This is a genomic window from Luteibacter sp. W1I16 (assembly GCF_050434905.1).
Taxonomy (GTDB): Bacteria; Pseudomonadota; Gammaproteobacteria; order Xanthomonadales; family Rhodanobacteraceae; genus Luteibacter.
Map to the genome: position 1 here is coordinate 4,025,273 of NZ_JBNDJJ010000001.1, position 14,168 is coordinate 4,039,440.

The following is a 14,168-nucleotide window of genomic DNA, read 5'->3' on the forward strand; positions in this document are numbered from 1 at the left end:
AGCGGCAATGAGCAAAGAACTTTTGCTGGTAGTTGACGCGGTCGCCAACGAAAAGGGCGTACCGCGCGAAGTCATTTTCGAAGCCATGGAAGCGGCGCTGGCCTCGGCTGCCAAGAAGCGCTACCCCGATGAGGATCCCGACATCCGCGTCGAGATCGATCGCAACACGGGCGATTACGAGACCTTCCGTCGCTGGGAGATCATCGCGGACGATGGCGAGATGGAGGATCCGTCCTTCCAGATCCGCCTGATGGACGCGCAGGACGAAGCGGGTGAGGACGAAGTGGCCGAGGTCGGTGGCTGGATCGAGCACCAGATCGAGAACGCCGAGTTCGGCCGCATCGCGGCCCAGGCTGCCAAGCAGGTGATCGTGCAGCGCGTCCGCGAGGCCGAGCGCCAGCAGGTGGTTGACGCCTTCGCCGATCGCGTGGGCGAACTGGTCACGGGCATCGTCAAGCGCGTCGAGCGTGGCAACGTCTACCTCGACCTGGGCAGCAACGCCGAGGCGTTCATCCCGCGTGACAAGACCATTCCCCGTGAGTCGGCCCGCGTGGGCGACCGCGTGCGTGGTTACCTCTATGAAGTGAAGTCGGAAATCCGCGGTCCGCAGCTGTTCGTTTCGCGCAGCGCGCCGGAATTCATGATCGAACTGTTCAAGCTCGAAGTGCCGGAAGTCGGCCAGGGCCTGGTGGAAATCAAGGGCTGCGCCCGCGATCCGGGCGACCGCGCCAAGATCGCCGTCGTGGCGCACGACAGCCGCACCGATCCCATCGGTGCGTGCATCGGCATGCGCGGTTCGCGTGTGCAGGCCGTGTCGAACGAACTCAATGGCGAGCGCGTCGACATCATCCTGTGGCACGAGAACCAGGCGCAGTACGTCATCAACGCGATGGCGCCGGCCGAAGTGCAGTCGATCATCATGGATGAAGAGAAGCACTCGATGGACATCGCCGTCGCCGAGGACAAGCTGTCCCAGGCGATCGGTCGCGGTGGCCAGAACGTGCGCCTCGCCAGCAAGCTCACCGGCTGGCAGCTCAACGTGATGACGCAGGACCAGGTCACCGCGAAGAGCGAGGCCGAGCAGGCCGCCGCCCTGGCGCTGTTCCAGGACAAGCTGGAAGTGGACGAAGAGATCGCCAGCATCCTGGTGCAGGAAGGCTTCTCGTCCGTGGAAGAAATCGCGTACGTGCCGAGCGCCGAGCTACTGGCGGTCGAAGGCTTCGACGAGGACATCGTCGAGGAACTTCGCGCCCGTGCCCGCGACGCCCTGCTGACCGAGGCGCTCGCCGCCGAGGAAGGCGTGGAGGAAAACGCTCCGTCCGAGGAACTGCTCGGGCTGGACGGCATGGACGATGCGACCGCCTTCGCGCTGGCGGATCGTGGTGTGAAGACGCTCGACGACCTGGGCGACCTCGCCGTCGACGAGCTCATCGATATCGAAGGCATGACCGAGGAGCGCGCATCGCAGCTGATCATGGCTGCGCGCGCCCCGATGATCGCCCGCCTGGAGAAAGGTGGCTGAGCGCGAGACCGGAAGCGTCCTGGACGGGCGCCTCGAGGGAGGCCATGAGGTCTCCCGCCATGGATGGAGGCAGCCGTACGGGTCATCGTCGGCACGTAGGGTTACGCGCGGGAACGGCGGAGAATAAATAACGATGTCGGACGTCACTATCAAACAACTCGCCCAGCAACTGGGTTTGCCGGTCGACAAGCTGCTTGGGCAGCTTGGCGAGGCCGGAATGAAATTCTCCGATGCGGAGCAAGTCATCAGCAGCACTGAAAAGTTCAAGCTGCTCGGCTTCCTGCGTCGCACGCATGGCAAGAACGACGCCGCTCCCGAAGCGGACGAGTCGGCGCCGCGCCAGATCACGCTCAAGCGCCGCACCGTTGGCGAGCTGAAAGTGAACTCCGGCACGGGCCGGGGCGCTGGCGCCGCCAAGACGGTCAACGTCGAGGTCCGCACCAAGCGCACGTACGTCAAGCGCAGCGCGATCGCGGAAGATGCCGCGCACGAGCCGGAACGCGAGGAAGCCGCGCGCAAGCTGGCCGAGTCCCATGCCCAGCGCGAGCACGAGGAATCGGCACGCCGCGAGGAAGCCGAGCGCCGTGAACAGGCCGAAGCGGCCCGTCGCGACGCCGAGGCCGAAGCGCGTCGACAGGAAGAGGCCGCCGCGGAAGCGCGTCGCCAGGCCGAGGCCGAGCAGGCCGCGGCGGAACGTGTACGCGCCGAGCAGGCACAGGCCCCGGCGGACGCTCCGGCGACGATCGAGGCATCCACGCCCGCACCGGCAGCCGCCACGTCCGGCAACGACGATGGCGTGACCCACCAGACGGGCAAGCTCGATACGCGCTCGCTCGGCATGATCCTGCCGCGCATCCACGAGCCGCGTAAGCGTGAGCGCGTGATCGCCAAGCCGGCACCCGCTCCGGTTCCGCCGCCGGCGCCCGCACCCGCGCCAGCTCCTGCACCGGCTCCGGCCGCCGCGCGTCCCGCGGCTTCCACGCCCGCTTCCCGCCCGGCACCGGGCGCGGTCGCGGCCGCCAACGATTCGCGCGGCAACGCGCGTCCGAAGCAGGGCGGCGGCGGCGGTGGCGGCGGTGGCCGTGATCGCGAGGCGGGTGGCAAGCGTTTCGCCGCCGGCGAACTGCACCTCTCCGACGCCGATCGCGCGCGCCGTTCCAGCGGCAACCGCCGTGGCGGCAAGGCCAAGGGCCGTGCCGAGGCGCCGCGTGGCGGCGCTTCGTCGGGCGGCCCGCACGGCTTCACGCGGCCGACCGTCGCCGTGGTTCGCGATGTGGTGATCGGCGATAACAATCTCGTCGCCGAACTGGCGCAGAAGATGGCCGTGAAGGGCGCCGAGGTCGTCAAGGCGCTGTTCAAGATGGGCGTCATGGCGACCATCAACCAGACGATCGACCACGACACCGCGGCGCTCGTCGTCGAGGAACTGGGCCACAACCCGGTCCGCGCGACCGACAACGACGCGGAAGCCGCGCTGGCCTCGCACACCCAGAGCGTCGAGCTCGAGGGCGAGAAGGTCACGCGTCCGCCGGTGGTCACCATCATGGGTCACGTCGACCATGGCAAGACCTCGCTGCTGGATTACATCCGCCGCACCAAGGTCGCCTCGGGCGAAGCCGGTGGCATCACGCAGCACATCGGCGCGTACCACGTCGAAACCAGCCGCGGCGTGATCACCTTCCTCGACACCCCGGGCCATGCCGCGTTCACGTCGATGCGCGCACGCGGTGCGCAGTCCACGGATATCGTGGTGCTCGTGGTCGCCGCGGACGACGGCGTCATGCCGCAGACGCAGGAAGCCGTGCGTCACGCGCGCGCTGCCAAGGTGCCGCTGATCGTCGCGGTCAACAAGATGGATAAGTCCGACGCCAATCCGGACAACGTGAAGCAGGGCCTCGCGAACCTCGAAGTCATCCCGGAAGAGTGGGGCGGCGACACGCCGTTCGTGCCGCTTTCGGCGAAGACCGGCGACGGTGTCGAGGCGCTGCTCGACGCGATCTCGATCCAGGCGGAGATCATGGAACTCAAGGCGGTGGCCGATGGCCGTGCCTCGGGTGTCGTGATCGAATCCAGCCTCGACCGTGGCCGCGGCCCGGTGGCGACGGTGCTGGTCCAGCAGGGCACGCTGAAGAAGGGCGATTTCGTCGTCTGCGGTATCGAATACGGCCGCATGCGTGCGCTCGTGGACGAGACCGGCAAGCAGGTGAATGAAGCCGGCCCGTCGATTCCCGTGCAGGTGCTGGGCTTGTCCGGCGTGCCGGAGTCGGGCGACGACTTCGTCGCGGTCGAGGACGAGCGTCTCGCCCGTCAGGTCGCCGCCGAGCGTCAGCAGAAGCGTCGCGAAAACCGCCTCGTTTCGAAGTCGAACCGTCTCGAAGACATCATGGCCCAGATGGGCCAGGGCGAAGGCCAGCAGACCCTCAACATCCTGGTCAAGGCCGATGTGCAGGGTTCGGTGGAAGCACTGCGCGATTCGCTCACCCAGATCGGCAACGACCTGGTGAAGGTGAACGTGATCTCGTCCGGCGTGGGCGGCATCACCGAGTCGGAAGCCACGCTGGCGGCGGCCTCCAAGGCGCTGATCATCGGCTTCAACGTCCGTGCCGACGCGTCGGCGCGCAAGGTGATCGACACCAACGGCCTCGATGTCCGTTACTTCTCGATCATCTACGACGTCATCGACCAGGTGAAGCAGGCGGCATCGGGCCTTCTCGGCGTGGAAATCCGCGAGGAAATCATCGGTATCGCGCAGGTCCGCGACGTGTTCCGTTCGTCGAAGTTCGGCGCGGTGGCGGGTTGCATGGTCACCGAGGGCTTCGTCAAGCGGTCCAAGCCGATCCGCGTGCTGCGCGACAACGTCGTCGTGTTCCAGGGCGAGCTGGAATCGCTCCGCCGCTTCAAGGAGCTGGTGGACGAGGTTCGCAACGGCATGGAATGCGGTATCGCCGTGAAGCAGTACAACGACGTGAAGGTCGGCGACCAGATCGAGTGCTTCGAACGCATCGAAGTCGCCCGCACGCTGTAACCGCGGGCAATGCGCCTCCCCGGCATGCGCCGGGGAGGCTTTATTCGTTATTGCACCCCTAAAAACTGGAGGCGGATATGCCGTCCCGTGATTTCAAGCGCACCGACCGCGTTTCCGCCGAACTCCGGCGCGAGATCGGTCTCCTGGTGCATGCCGCGGTACGCGATCACGCGTTGCCGTCGGTCAGCGTGTCCGACGTGGAAGTGACCAGAGACCTCGACTGGGCCACGGTGTGGGTCACCGCGCTGATGCCCGAGCAGTCGGTCGTCGCGGTCAAGGCGCTGAAGGAGCTCGCCCCGGAATTCCGCCGCGCGCTGTCGCGTTCCATGCGTCTTCGCCGCGTGCCCGAACTGAAATTCAAGTACGACGAATCCGTGGACACCGGCGAGCGGATCGAACGCCTGCTGCGCGAGAACCCGGTTCCCCCGGCCGAACCCGGGTCGCCGGACGAGACCTGAGTCGTCGGACAATATCTGAGCCCATGGGCTCATGTGGGAGCCGCTTCAGCGGCGATAGGGTGCTCGCGACAAGGTTGCCCGCTGCCGCGGGATCGCCGGCATAGCCGGCTCCCACAAGAGCATCGCCGACAAGGTCGGCTCCCACCCGAGTCCTCCCAGTCTTGGGGTTGGCCGGCTCCCACCCGAGTCCTCCCAGTCTTAGGGTTGGCCGGCTTTGGTGGGAGCCGACCCTGTCGGCGATGGCCCGCCAGCCACCGAATCGTCGCAACCCTGCCGCACCGCCCCTGTTTCCGATACCCATGAACCGCCGAATCTTCCGAGACCTCCACGGTATCCTCCTGCTCGACAAGCCGCTGGGCCTGAGTTCCAACCAGGCCTTGCAGACGGCGCGCCGGCTCGTGGGCGCGGCCAAGGGTGGGCATACGGGCAGCCTCGATCCGCTGGCGACGGGATTGCTGCCGCTCTGTTTCGGCGAGGCCACCAAGATCGCCGGCTGGTTGCTGGGCTCGCGCAAGGCCTATGAGGCCGAGGTGCGGCTGGGTGTCACCACCACGACCGCCGACCTGGAAGGCGACATGGTCGAGACGCGCCCGGTTCCGTCACTGGACGACGCGGCCATCGAGGCCGCCCTGGCGCCCCTGCGCGGACACATCGTCCAGGTCCCACCCGCTTATTCGGCGATCAAGCAGGATGGCGTGCCGCTGTATGTCCGCGCCCGCCGTGGCGAGGCCGTGGACGTTCCCGCCCGCGAAGTCGATGTCCATCGCCTGGACGTGCTCGATTGCGAAGGCGACACCCTGCGCCTGTTCGTCGAATGTGGCTCGGGCACGTACGTGCGCAGTCTGGCGGTCGATTTTGGCGCGAACCTGGGTTGTGGCGCCCACCTGACCGGGTTGCGCCGGCTCTGGGTCGAACCGTTCATGGCGCCCGCCATGGTCACGCTCGACCAGTTGCACGAGGCCGCCGAAACAGGTCCGGATCAACTCGAGGCCTGCCTCCTGCCCGTGGACGCGGGCCTGTCCCATATCCCCCGGGTGGATCTCGACCCGGAACAGACCCGGGTGCTGGGTTTCGGCCAGCCGGTGCCACTGGGGCAGGGAGTCACCCTTGGCCGCTGCGGGGTCTGGGGCGCCGACGGGCGCCTGATGGCCTTGGGCGAGGCCGGCGAAGACGGTATCCTGCGCGTCCTCAGGGGCTTCAACCTGCCGCCCGTCTGACCGGGCTTGTTGCCACTACGCGCAGGACGTTACAATTACGTGCTCGTTTAACGGCTTTCATCAAAAGCGAGGCTTGCGCAACTTCATCGGTAGCCGTTGAGGTTGCGCAAGTCTCGCACCCGCTTTTAAGGAATCGATACACATGTCGCTCACCGTCGAACAGACCAGCCAGATCATCAAGGACTACGGTCGCAAGGAAAACGACACCGGCTCGACCGAAGTCCAGGTCGCGCTGCTGTCCGCGAACATCACCGCGCTGCAGGATCACTTCCAGGCGCACAAGCAGGACCACCACTCGCGTCGCGGCCTGATCAGCATGGTCAACCGTCGCAAGAAGCTCCTGCAGTACCTCAAGGCGAATGACCTCGCCCGCTACCAGACCCTGATCGAACGCCTCGGCCTGCGCCGCTAAACCACCGGAACAGGACGAGGAGAGATCGAAGTGGCGAAAGTAACCAAGTCATTCCAGTACGGTAGTCACGAAGTCACACTGGAGACGGGCGAAATCGCCCGGCAGGCCTCCGGTGCGGTCATGGTCAGCATGGGCGGCACGGTCGTCCTGGTGACGGTCGTCGCGGCCCCCAAGGCACGCGAGGGCCAGGACTTCTTCCCCCTCACGGTCGACTACATGGAGAAGTTCTACTCCGCGGGTCGCATCCCGGGTGGCTTCTTCAAGCGTGAAGGCCGTCCGACCGAGAAGGAGACGCTGACCTCGCGCCTCATCGATCGCCCGCTCCGTCCGCTGTTCCCGGAAGAGTTCCGCAACGAGATCCAGGTCATCGCACAGGTCGTGTCGCTGAACCCGGAAGTCGACGGTGACATCCCGGCGCTGATCGGCGCTTCGGCCGCCATGACGCTCGCCGGCGTGCCCTTCAAGGGTCCGATCGGCGCCGCCCGCGTCGGTTACGCCAACGGTCAGTACATCCTGAACCCGACCGCTGCCCAGCTGAAGACCTCCGACCTCGACCTCGTCGTCGCCGGTACGGCCAAGGCCGTGCTGATGGTGGAATCGGAAGCCAAGCTGCTCAGCGAAGACGTCATGCTCGGCGCGGTGGTCTTCGGCCACCAGCAGATGCAGGCCGCCATCGACACGATCAACGCCTTCGTCGCCGAAGCCGGCGTGAAGTCGTTCAAGTGGGAAGCCCCGGCCGCCAAGACGGCGCTGTACGACGCGGTCAAGGCCGTTGTCGGCAACCGTTTCGCCGAAGCCTTCCAGATCCGCGACAAGCTGGCTCGCCGCGACGTCATCAGTGCGCTGAAGACCGAAGTGAAGGCCGCGCTCGCCGCCCAGTCCGAAGCCAATGGCTGGACCGATGGCGACATCGGCGCCGCCTTCGGCGAGGTCGAGTACCGCACCCTGCGCGACGGCGTGCTGTCCACCAAGGTCCGCATCGACGGCCGCCAGCTCGACGACATCCGCCCGATCTCGGTGCGCGTCGGCGTCCTGCCGCGCACGCATGGCTCGGCGCTGTTCACCCGCGGCGAGACGCAGGCCCTGGTCGTCGCCACGCTCGGCACCACCCGCGACTCGCAGATCATCGACGCGCCGGAAGGCGAGTGGAAGGACACGTTCCTGTTCCACTACAACTTCCCTCCGTTCTCGGTGGGTGAAACCGGCCGCGTCGGTAGCCCGAAGCGTCGCGAGATCGGCCACGGCCGCCTCGCCAAGCGCGGCGTGCAGGCCGTCAAGCCGACGATCGAGGAGTTCCCGTACGTGGTTCGCGTCGTCTCGGAAATCACCGAGTCGAACGGTTCCTCGTCGATGGCTTCGGTCTGCGGTTCCTCGCTGGCCATGATGGACGCGGGCGTCCCGCTGAAGTCGCCGGTCGCCGGTATCGCGATGGGCCTGGTGAAGGAAGGCGACGACTTCGTCGTGCTCTCCGACATCCTGGGTGACGAAGACCACCTCGGCGACATGGACTTCAAGGTGGTCGGTACCGCCGATGGCGTGTCCGCGCTGCAGATGGACATCAAGATCGAAGGCATCACCGAAGAGATCATGCGCACGGCGCTGGCCCAGGCCAAGCGCGGTCGCGTGCACATCCTCGGCGAGATGGCCAAGGTGATGAGCACGGCCCGTTCGGAAATGAGCGAGTTCGCGCCGCGCCTGCTGACGATCAAGATCCACCCGGACAAGATCCGCGAAGTGATCGGCAAGGGTGGCGCCACCATCCGTTCGATCACGGAAGAGACCGGCACCACCATCGACATCACCGACGATGGCAATGTCGTGATCGCGTCGGTCAACCGCGAAGCCGCCGAAGCCGCGCGCAAGCGCATCGAGCAGATCGTGTCCGACGTCGAGCCGGGCCGCATCTACGAAGGCAAGGTCGCCAAGCTGATGGACTTCGGCGCGTTCGTCACGATCATGCCGGGCAAGGATGGTCTGGTCCACGTGTCGCAGATCTCCAGCGAGCGCGTCGAGAAGGTTTCCGACAAGCTCAAGGAAGGCGACCTGGTCAAGGTCAAGGTCCTGGAAGTCGACAAGCAGGGCCGCATCCGCCTGTCGATGAAGGCCGTCACCGAAGACGAAAACGTCACCGGCTGATCCCTGGCTTTCAGCGTTGAACAAGAAACCCGGCATCGCGAGATGCCGGGTTTTTTTGTGTGGTATCGGGTGGCTCGGCTTCGCCATCGGGTTGGTTCTTTGCGTCGAGGAAGGGGGAGCCGTGGGCTGCCATTCTCGTCGCTAAGTCCTCGTCCGGCCTTCGCCTCCCTGCGGAATCGCTCCGAGAACGACAGCCCACGGCTCCCCTCCGACCGCACGGCGACTTGAGTGGAGAGCAATGCAAGGGCGAAGTGCGAAGGGCATAGCGCAAGAAAACGGCACCCGACGCCTCCCCTGCCTCGACGGCAAATCAGCACGATGGCGAAGCCGAGTAAGCAAGGTTTACCTGGGCTGCCGCAAACGTTTACATTCCTGAGTCGTCCCCGTCGCCGCCACTTGGCGACGCCTCCCCGGAGAACGCATGAGCTTCCGATTTCGTCCTCGCCTGTCCACGCGCATGTTCGCGCTCGGCGCATCCATCGCCCTGGCCGGCGCCGTGGGCGCCACATCGGTTGGTGGTGCCGCTGTCGTTCCAGCGTCGAACGCGCAGCTCGCTTCGCCGGAGATCGAGCGGAAGGTGGATGCGCTGCTGGCGCGGATGACGCTGGCCGAGAAGATCGGTCAGCTCGTGCAGTACGGTGCCAGTGGAGCCTCCACGCCGACTGACGGCGACGCGGTTGCCGTCAATCCCGAGACGCTTACACACGTGGATGCGATGGCGTTGGCGCGGAAGGGTGAGTTGGGTTCGATGCTCAACGTCGTCGGCGTCGACAAGACGCGGCCTTTCCAGGAAGCGGCGCTTGCCAGTCGCCTGGGTATTCCCCTCTTGTTCGGCGCCGACATCATCCATGGATACCGCACCATCTACCCGGTGCCCCTCGGCCTGTCCGCGACGTGGGACCCGGCCCTGGTGCAGGAGCTTTCGCACATGGCCGCGGTGGAGGCGACGACGGGTGGCGTGAAATGGTTCTACTCGCCGATGGTCGACATCTCGCGCGATGCGCGGTGGGGTCGTTCGACCGAGGGCGCGGGAGAAGATGCCTACCTCGGCGCGGCCATGGCGCGCGCCTACATTCATGGATACCAGGGAACGAACCTCGCCGACCCTGAAAGCGTGGCGGCGTCGGTCAAGCATTTCGCGGCGTACGGCGCGGCGGAGGCGGGGCGCGAGTACAACACGACGGACATGTCGGACGTCCGTTTGCGCCAAGTATACCTGCCGCCGTACCGGGCGGCTGTCGAAGCCGGTGCGGCGACGATGATGAGCGCCTTCAATGCACTCAATGGCGTGCCGGCCACCGCCAGTCCGTATCTCATGACGGACATCCTGCGCAAGGAATGGGGCTTCGACGGTTTCGTGGTGAGCGACTTCACCGCCGTGATGGAGTTGACCCATCATGGCATCGCGCTGGACGCCGCCACGGCGACGCGGAAGGCGCTGCAGGCCGGCGTGGAGGTGGACATGATGAGCCACTTCTACGACACCCAGATTCCGAAGCTGCTGGAGGAAGGCACGCTGTCGATGGCGACCGTGGATGAAGCCGTACGGCGGGTGCTGCGCGTGAAGTTCGCGCTGGGATTGTTCGAGCATCCATATGCCCGCGGTACCGAGGTGGTCAAGGCCGTCGACGCGCATCGTCCCCTTGTACGGCGCGCCGCCGAAGAGTCTTTCGTGTTGCTGAAGAATGGCGGGCAGGGCTCGCCGCCGGTCCTGCCGCTCGACCGTCGCGTGAAGACGCTGGCGCTCATCGGGCCGTTGGCCGACGCGGCTAGCGAGATGCAGGGAGCATGGGGCGGCGCCCAGCATTTCCCCGACGTGGTCACGTTGCGCAGTGGCCTGGCCGCGCGCATGCAGAAACAAGGCGGCGAATTGCTATACGCGAAGGGCACGGACATCGAGACGGATTCCGAAGCGGGCTTCGCCGAGGCACTGCATTTGGCCGCCAGGGCCGACGTCGTGGTGATGGCCCTGGGCGAATCGTCGCGCATGAGCGGCGAAGCCGGTTCGCGCGCGCACCTGGATCTCCCGGGCAACCAGCAGGCCTTGCTCCAGCGGATCGTGGCGACGGGAAAGCCCGTGGTGCTGCTGGTGTTCTCGGGGCGCCCGCTGGTGCTCGACTGGGCGGACCGGAACGTGCCGGCGGTCATGGCCATGTGGTTCCCTGGCACCGAAGCTGGGAACGCGGTGGCGAACGTGCTGTTCGGCGACGTCGCCCCCAGTGGCAAGCTGACCATGAGCTTTCCACATGCGGTCGGCCAAGAGCCGCTCTACTACAATCAGTTCCCGACCGGCCGACCACCCGGCGATGCGGATCTGTCGAAGCCACCGGGACGCGACACGGCGTTCATTTCGCGCTACATCGATGTGCCTAACGATGCCTTGTATCCCTTCGGCCACGGCTTGTCCTATACGACGTTCGGCTATTCGGACGTGCAGGTGTCGCGTACGCATGTGCCGCTGGCCGAGGTCGGTAGCAAGTCCGCGAAGAACCTGGTCAGCGTGACCGCCACGGTGAAGAACACCGGGCAGCGCGCAGGCACGGAGGTGGTGCAACTCTATGTGCGCAACCTGGGCGCCAGCGTCGAGCAGCCGGTCCGCGGCCTGCAGGGATTCCAGCGCGTCACCTTGCAGCCGGGTGAATCGAAGCGCGTGACGTTCCAGCTCGGCTTTCCGGAGCTGTCGTTCTGGAACGCGAAAAGCGAGGAGGTGGTCGAACCGACGCGGTACACCGTCTGGGTCGGCGGCAGTTCCCGGGCCGACCAGCAGGCGACGTTCGAGATCGCGCCCTGACGGCGTACCATATGCCCATGGCAGACAAACCGACCGATTTCATCGAACAGTACCAGGCCTTTGTCCGCCAGGGCGTCGAGGCGTGGGCGAAGCAGCTGGATCCGAAGGCCGCTCCAGCGGAAGCCTCGCCGGTCACCGATGTCATGGGGCGGCTTTTCGCCGGTCTCGGTGGCTTCGGTGATTGGATGCGATCCATCGCGGGTGGCGACGCGCCGGGAGCGGGGTTCTCTGCCGGCCTGCCGCCATTCGGACACGGGCCGGGCGTGCCCGACGGCTTCGACGAGTGGGCCCGGGCCGCCAACGACTCGTTGTCGATGCCGGCCTTTGGCCTGACCCGCGAGCAGCAGGAAGAGCAGCAGGCGCTGCTTCGTGCGTGGATCGAGTATGCAGGGCACTACCAGCGATACCAGGCGCTGCTGCAAGGCGTGCACGAGCGGGCGAACGCGGCGCTGCGCGACCAGTCGCCGCCGACGGACGCCGATTCGATGCGTTCGGTCTACGACCGTTGGGTGAACCTTGCCGAGGAAAGCTATGCCGAGGCGGCGTTGTCCGAAGAGTTCCGCGAGGTCTACGCCGCGCTCGTGAATGCCCAGATGCGCCTGCGTGTGCTCCAGCAGCGGCAGGTCGAGCGGATGGCCGTGCAGGCGGGCATGCCCACGCGCAAGGAAGTGGACAGCCTGGGCGAGCGCCTGCAGGCGGCTCGCCGCGAGCTGCGCCATTTGCAGGGCCTGGCCGCCGAGGTCGCCGCGCTGAAGGCTGAAGTGGCCGAACTTCGTGGCGCCAGGGCGGCCGTAAAGACGGCCGGACCGGACCGCGTCAAGAAGAAACCCGCGGCGACGGCGAAGAAGGTGGCCGCGGCCGCGAATCGCGCCGGCGGCATGAAGGCCGTGGCGAAGACGAAGCCCGCCCCGACGGCGGGCAAGCGCGGTGCGACGGCCAAGGGCCGCGCACGATGAACGTGCCGCCGTTTCCGTTCGACCCGGAACGGGCGCAAGCCGAGATCGAGGCGTTCCGGCGCAAGCTCGAGGCCGGGATGGAGACACTGAAGCGCGTGGGGCCGATCGAGCTCGGCACCACGCCCCGCGAGGCGGTCTACACCGAGGACAAGCTGACCCTCTGGCACTTCAAGGGCGAGAAAGCGCCCACGGCCAAGGTGCCCCTGCTGATCTGCTACGCGCTGGTCAACACGCCATGGATGATCGACCTGCAGGAAGACCGGTCGATGGTGCGCAACCTGCTGGAACAGGGCGAGGACGTCTATCTGGTCGACTGGGGCTATCCGGATGGTGCGGACCGCTGGCTCACGCTCGAGGATTATATCGACGGCTATCTCGATCGTTGCGTGGACGTGGTGCGCGAGCGCCACGGCTTGGAGGCGGTGAACCTGCTCGGCATCTGCCAGGGCGGCGTGTTCTCGCTCTGCTATGCGGCACTGCATCCGGAGAAGGTGCGCAACCTCGTCACCATGGTGACACCGGTGGATTTCCACACGCCCGACAACATGCTTTCGCACTGGGCGCGCAATGTCGACATCGACCTCTTCGTCGACGCGACCGGCAACATTCCCGCCGACGTGATGAACTTCGCCTACCTCACGTTGAAACCGCTGCGCCTGAACCAGCAGAAATACATCGGCCTCGTCGACATTCTCGACAATCCCAAGGAAGTGGAAAACTTCCTGCGCATGGAGAAGTGGATCTTCGACTCGCCCGACCAGGCGGGCGAGGCGTTCCGCGAATTCGCTCGTGACTTCTTCCAGAAGAATCTGCTGATCAAGGGCGAGGCGCATATCGGCGGCCGCCGTGTCGACCTCAAGAACATCACCCAGCCGGTGCTGAACATCTATGCGGAACAGGATCACCTGGTTCCGCCCGCGGCATCCGCGCCGCTGGGAAAGGCGGTGAGCAGCGACGACTACACCGCGCTGGCGTTCCAGGGCGGGCATATCGGCATCTATGTCTCCGGACGCGCGCAGAAGCAGGTGCCTCCGGCGATCCACGCGTGGCTTGCCGATCGATGACGGTGCGGCTGGCGAAGATCCTGCTCACCCTGGCGCTCGCCGCCTTCGCCTTCGTGGTGACCTACGACAACCTGGTCGATTACGGTTCGAATTTCGCTTTCGTGCGGCATGTGTTGTCGATGGATACGACGTTTCCAGGCAACGAGCTGATGGGGCGGGCTATCACCAGCCCCGTCCTGTGGCATGTCGGCTACGGCCTGATCATCGCGGCCGAGGGCGCGACTTGTGTGCTGTTGTCATTGGGCGCGTTCGCGCTCTGGCGCGCCCGGCACGCGAGTGGCGCACGCTTCGACGCGGCGAAACGCCTTGCCGTCGCCGGATGCATGCTGGGCTTCCTCGTCTGGTTCTTCGGCTTCATGGTCGTCGGTGGCGAGTGGTTCGCCATGTGGCAGTCGAGGGTGTGGAACGGGCAGGAGGGGGCGTTCCGGTTTTACATGGCGTTGCTGGGGGTGTTGATCTTCGTTAACCAGCGCGATGGCGACCTGGACGAGCATCGCCGCTGAAGCGGCTTCCCACCCGCGGGGATGGGTGCCGGGTGGGAAGCCGCTTCAGCGGCGATAGCTCTCCCACACCCACACCCCATGCGA

9 protein-coding genes and 2 pseudogenes are annotated in these 14,168 nt (G+C 66.1%); all 11 read left to right on the plus strand.

The window, feature by feature from the left end; genetic code table 11:
• Nucleotides 1-7: 7 nt before the first annotated feature.
• Nucleotides 8-1,522 (plus strand): transcription termination factor NusA, encoded by a 1,515-nt coding sequence (gene nusA, locus QFZ41_RS17755; protein ID WP_429199940.1) that lies wholly within the window; start codon nucleotides 8-10, stop codon nucleotides 1,520-1,522.
• A 133-nt stretch (nucleotides 1,523-1,655) separates the two neighbouring features.
• Nucleotides 1,656-1,931 (plus strand): annotated as a pseudogene (locus tag QFZ41_RS17760) (translation initiation factor IF-2 N-terminal domain-containing protein); the annotation flags it as partial.
• An 816-nt stretch (nucleotides 1,932-2,747) separates the two neighbouring features.
• Nucleotides 2,748-4,547: pseudogene (gene infB / locus QFZ41_RS17765) on the plus strand (translation initiation factor IF-2); the annotation flags it as partial.
• 77 nt (nucleotides 4,548-4,624) lie between these two features.
• A complete protein-coding gene (gene rbfA / locus QFZ41_RS17770; protein ID WP_429199941.1) occupies nucleotides 4,625-5,005 on the plus strand; it encodes a 30S ribosome-binding factor RbfA in 381 nt (126 codons plus the stop codon).
• Nucleotides 5,006-5,304: 299 nt separating this feature from the next.
• Nucleotides 5,305-6,222 (plus strand): tRNA pseudouridine(55) synthase TruB, encoded by a 918-nt coding sequence (gene truB / locus QFZ41_RS17775; RefSeq protein WP_429199942.1) that lies wholly within the window; start codon nucleotides 5,305-5,307, stop codon nucleotides 6,220-6,222.
• 142 nt (nucleotides 6,223-6,364) lie between these two features.
• Nucleotides 6,365-6,634, plus strand: a complete 270-nt coding sequence (rpsO, locus tag QFZ41_RS17780; protein WP_426287683.1) for a 30S ribosomal protein S15 — start codon at nucleotides 6,365-6,367, stop codon at nucleotides 6,632-6,634.
• 30 nt (nucleotides 6,635-6,664) lie between these two features.
• Nucleotides 6,665-8,770 (plus strand): polyribonucleotide nucleotidyltransferase, encoded by a 2,106-nt coding sequence (gene pnp / locus QFZ41_RS17785; protein WP_429199943.1) that lies wholly within the window; start codon nucleotides 6,665-6,667, stop codon nucleotides 8,768-8,770.
• A gap of 421 nt (nucleotides 8,771-9,191) precedes the next feature.
• Entirely contained in the window at nucleotides 9,192-11,561 is a 2,370-nt protein-coding gene (gene bglX / locus QFZ41_RS17790; protein WP_429199944.1) for a beta-glucosidase BglX, read from the plus strand.
• Between the two features lie 17 nt (nucleotides 11,562-11,578).
• Complete coding sequence (locus QFZ41_RS17795) at nucleotides 11,579-12,517, plus strand: poly(R)-hydroxyalkanoic acid synthase subunit PhaE (RefSeq protein ID WP_429199945.1); 939 nt, start codon at nucleotides 11,579-11,581, stop codon at nucleotides 12,515-12,517.
• Nucleotides 12,514-13,581 (plus strand): class III poly(R)-hydroxyalkanoic acid synthase subunit PhaC, encoded by a 1,068-nt coding sequence (locus QFZ41_RS17800; protein ID WP_429199946.1) that lies wholly within the window; start codon nucleotides 12,514-12,516, stop codon nucleotides 13,579-13,581. The genes QFZ41_RS17795 and QFZ41_RS17800 overlap by 4 nt, the downstream gene beginning before the upstream one ends.
• Nucleotides 13,563-14,084, plus strand: a complete 522-nt coding sequence (locus tag QFZ41_RS17805; RefSeq protein ID WP_429199947.1) for a DUF2165 family protein — start codon at nucleotides 13,563-13,565, stop codon at nucleotides 14,082-14,084. The genes QFZ41_RS17800 and QFZ41_RS17805 overlap by 19 nt, the downstream gene beginning before the upstream one ends.
• The last annotated feature ends 84 nt before the right edge of the window (nucleotides 14,085-14,168 follow it).

Bases quoted from the DNA above. Each gene is read 5' to 3' on its own strand.
- nusA (WP_429199940.1), top strand. From the start codon at position 8: ATGAGCAAAGAACTTTTGCTGGTAGTTGACGCGGTCGCCAACGAAAAG.
- rbfA (WP_429199941.1), top strand. From the start codon at position 4,625: ATGCCGTCCCGTGATTTCAAGCGCACCGACCGCGTTTCCGCCGAACTC.
- truB (WP_429199942.1), top strand. From the start codon at position 5,305: ATGAACCGCCGAATCTTCCGAGACCTCCACGGTATCCTCCTGCTCGAC.
- rpsO (WP_426287683.1), top strand. From the start codon at position 6,365: ATGTCGCTCACCGTCGAACAGACCAGCCAGATCATCAAGGACTACGGT.
- bglX (WP_429199944.1), top strand. From the start codon at position 9,192: ATGAGCTTCCGATTTCGTCCTCGCCTGTCCACGCGCATGTTCGCGCTC.
- QFZ41_RS17795 (WP_429199945.1), top strand. From the start codon at position 11,579: ATGGCAGACAAACCGACCGATTTCATCGAACAGTACCAGGCCTTTGTC.
- QFZ41_RS17800 (WP_429199946.1), top strand. From the start codon at position 12,514: ATGAACGTGCCGCCGTTTCCGTTCGACCCGGAACGGGCGCAAGCCGAG.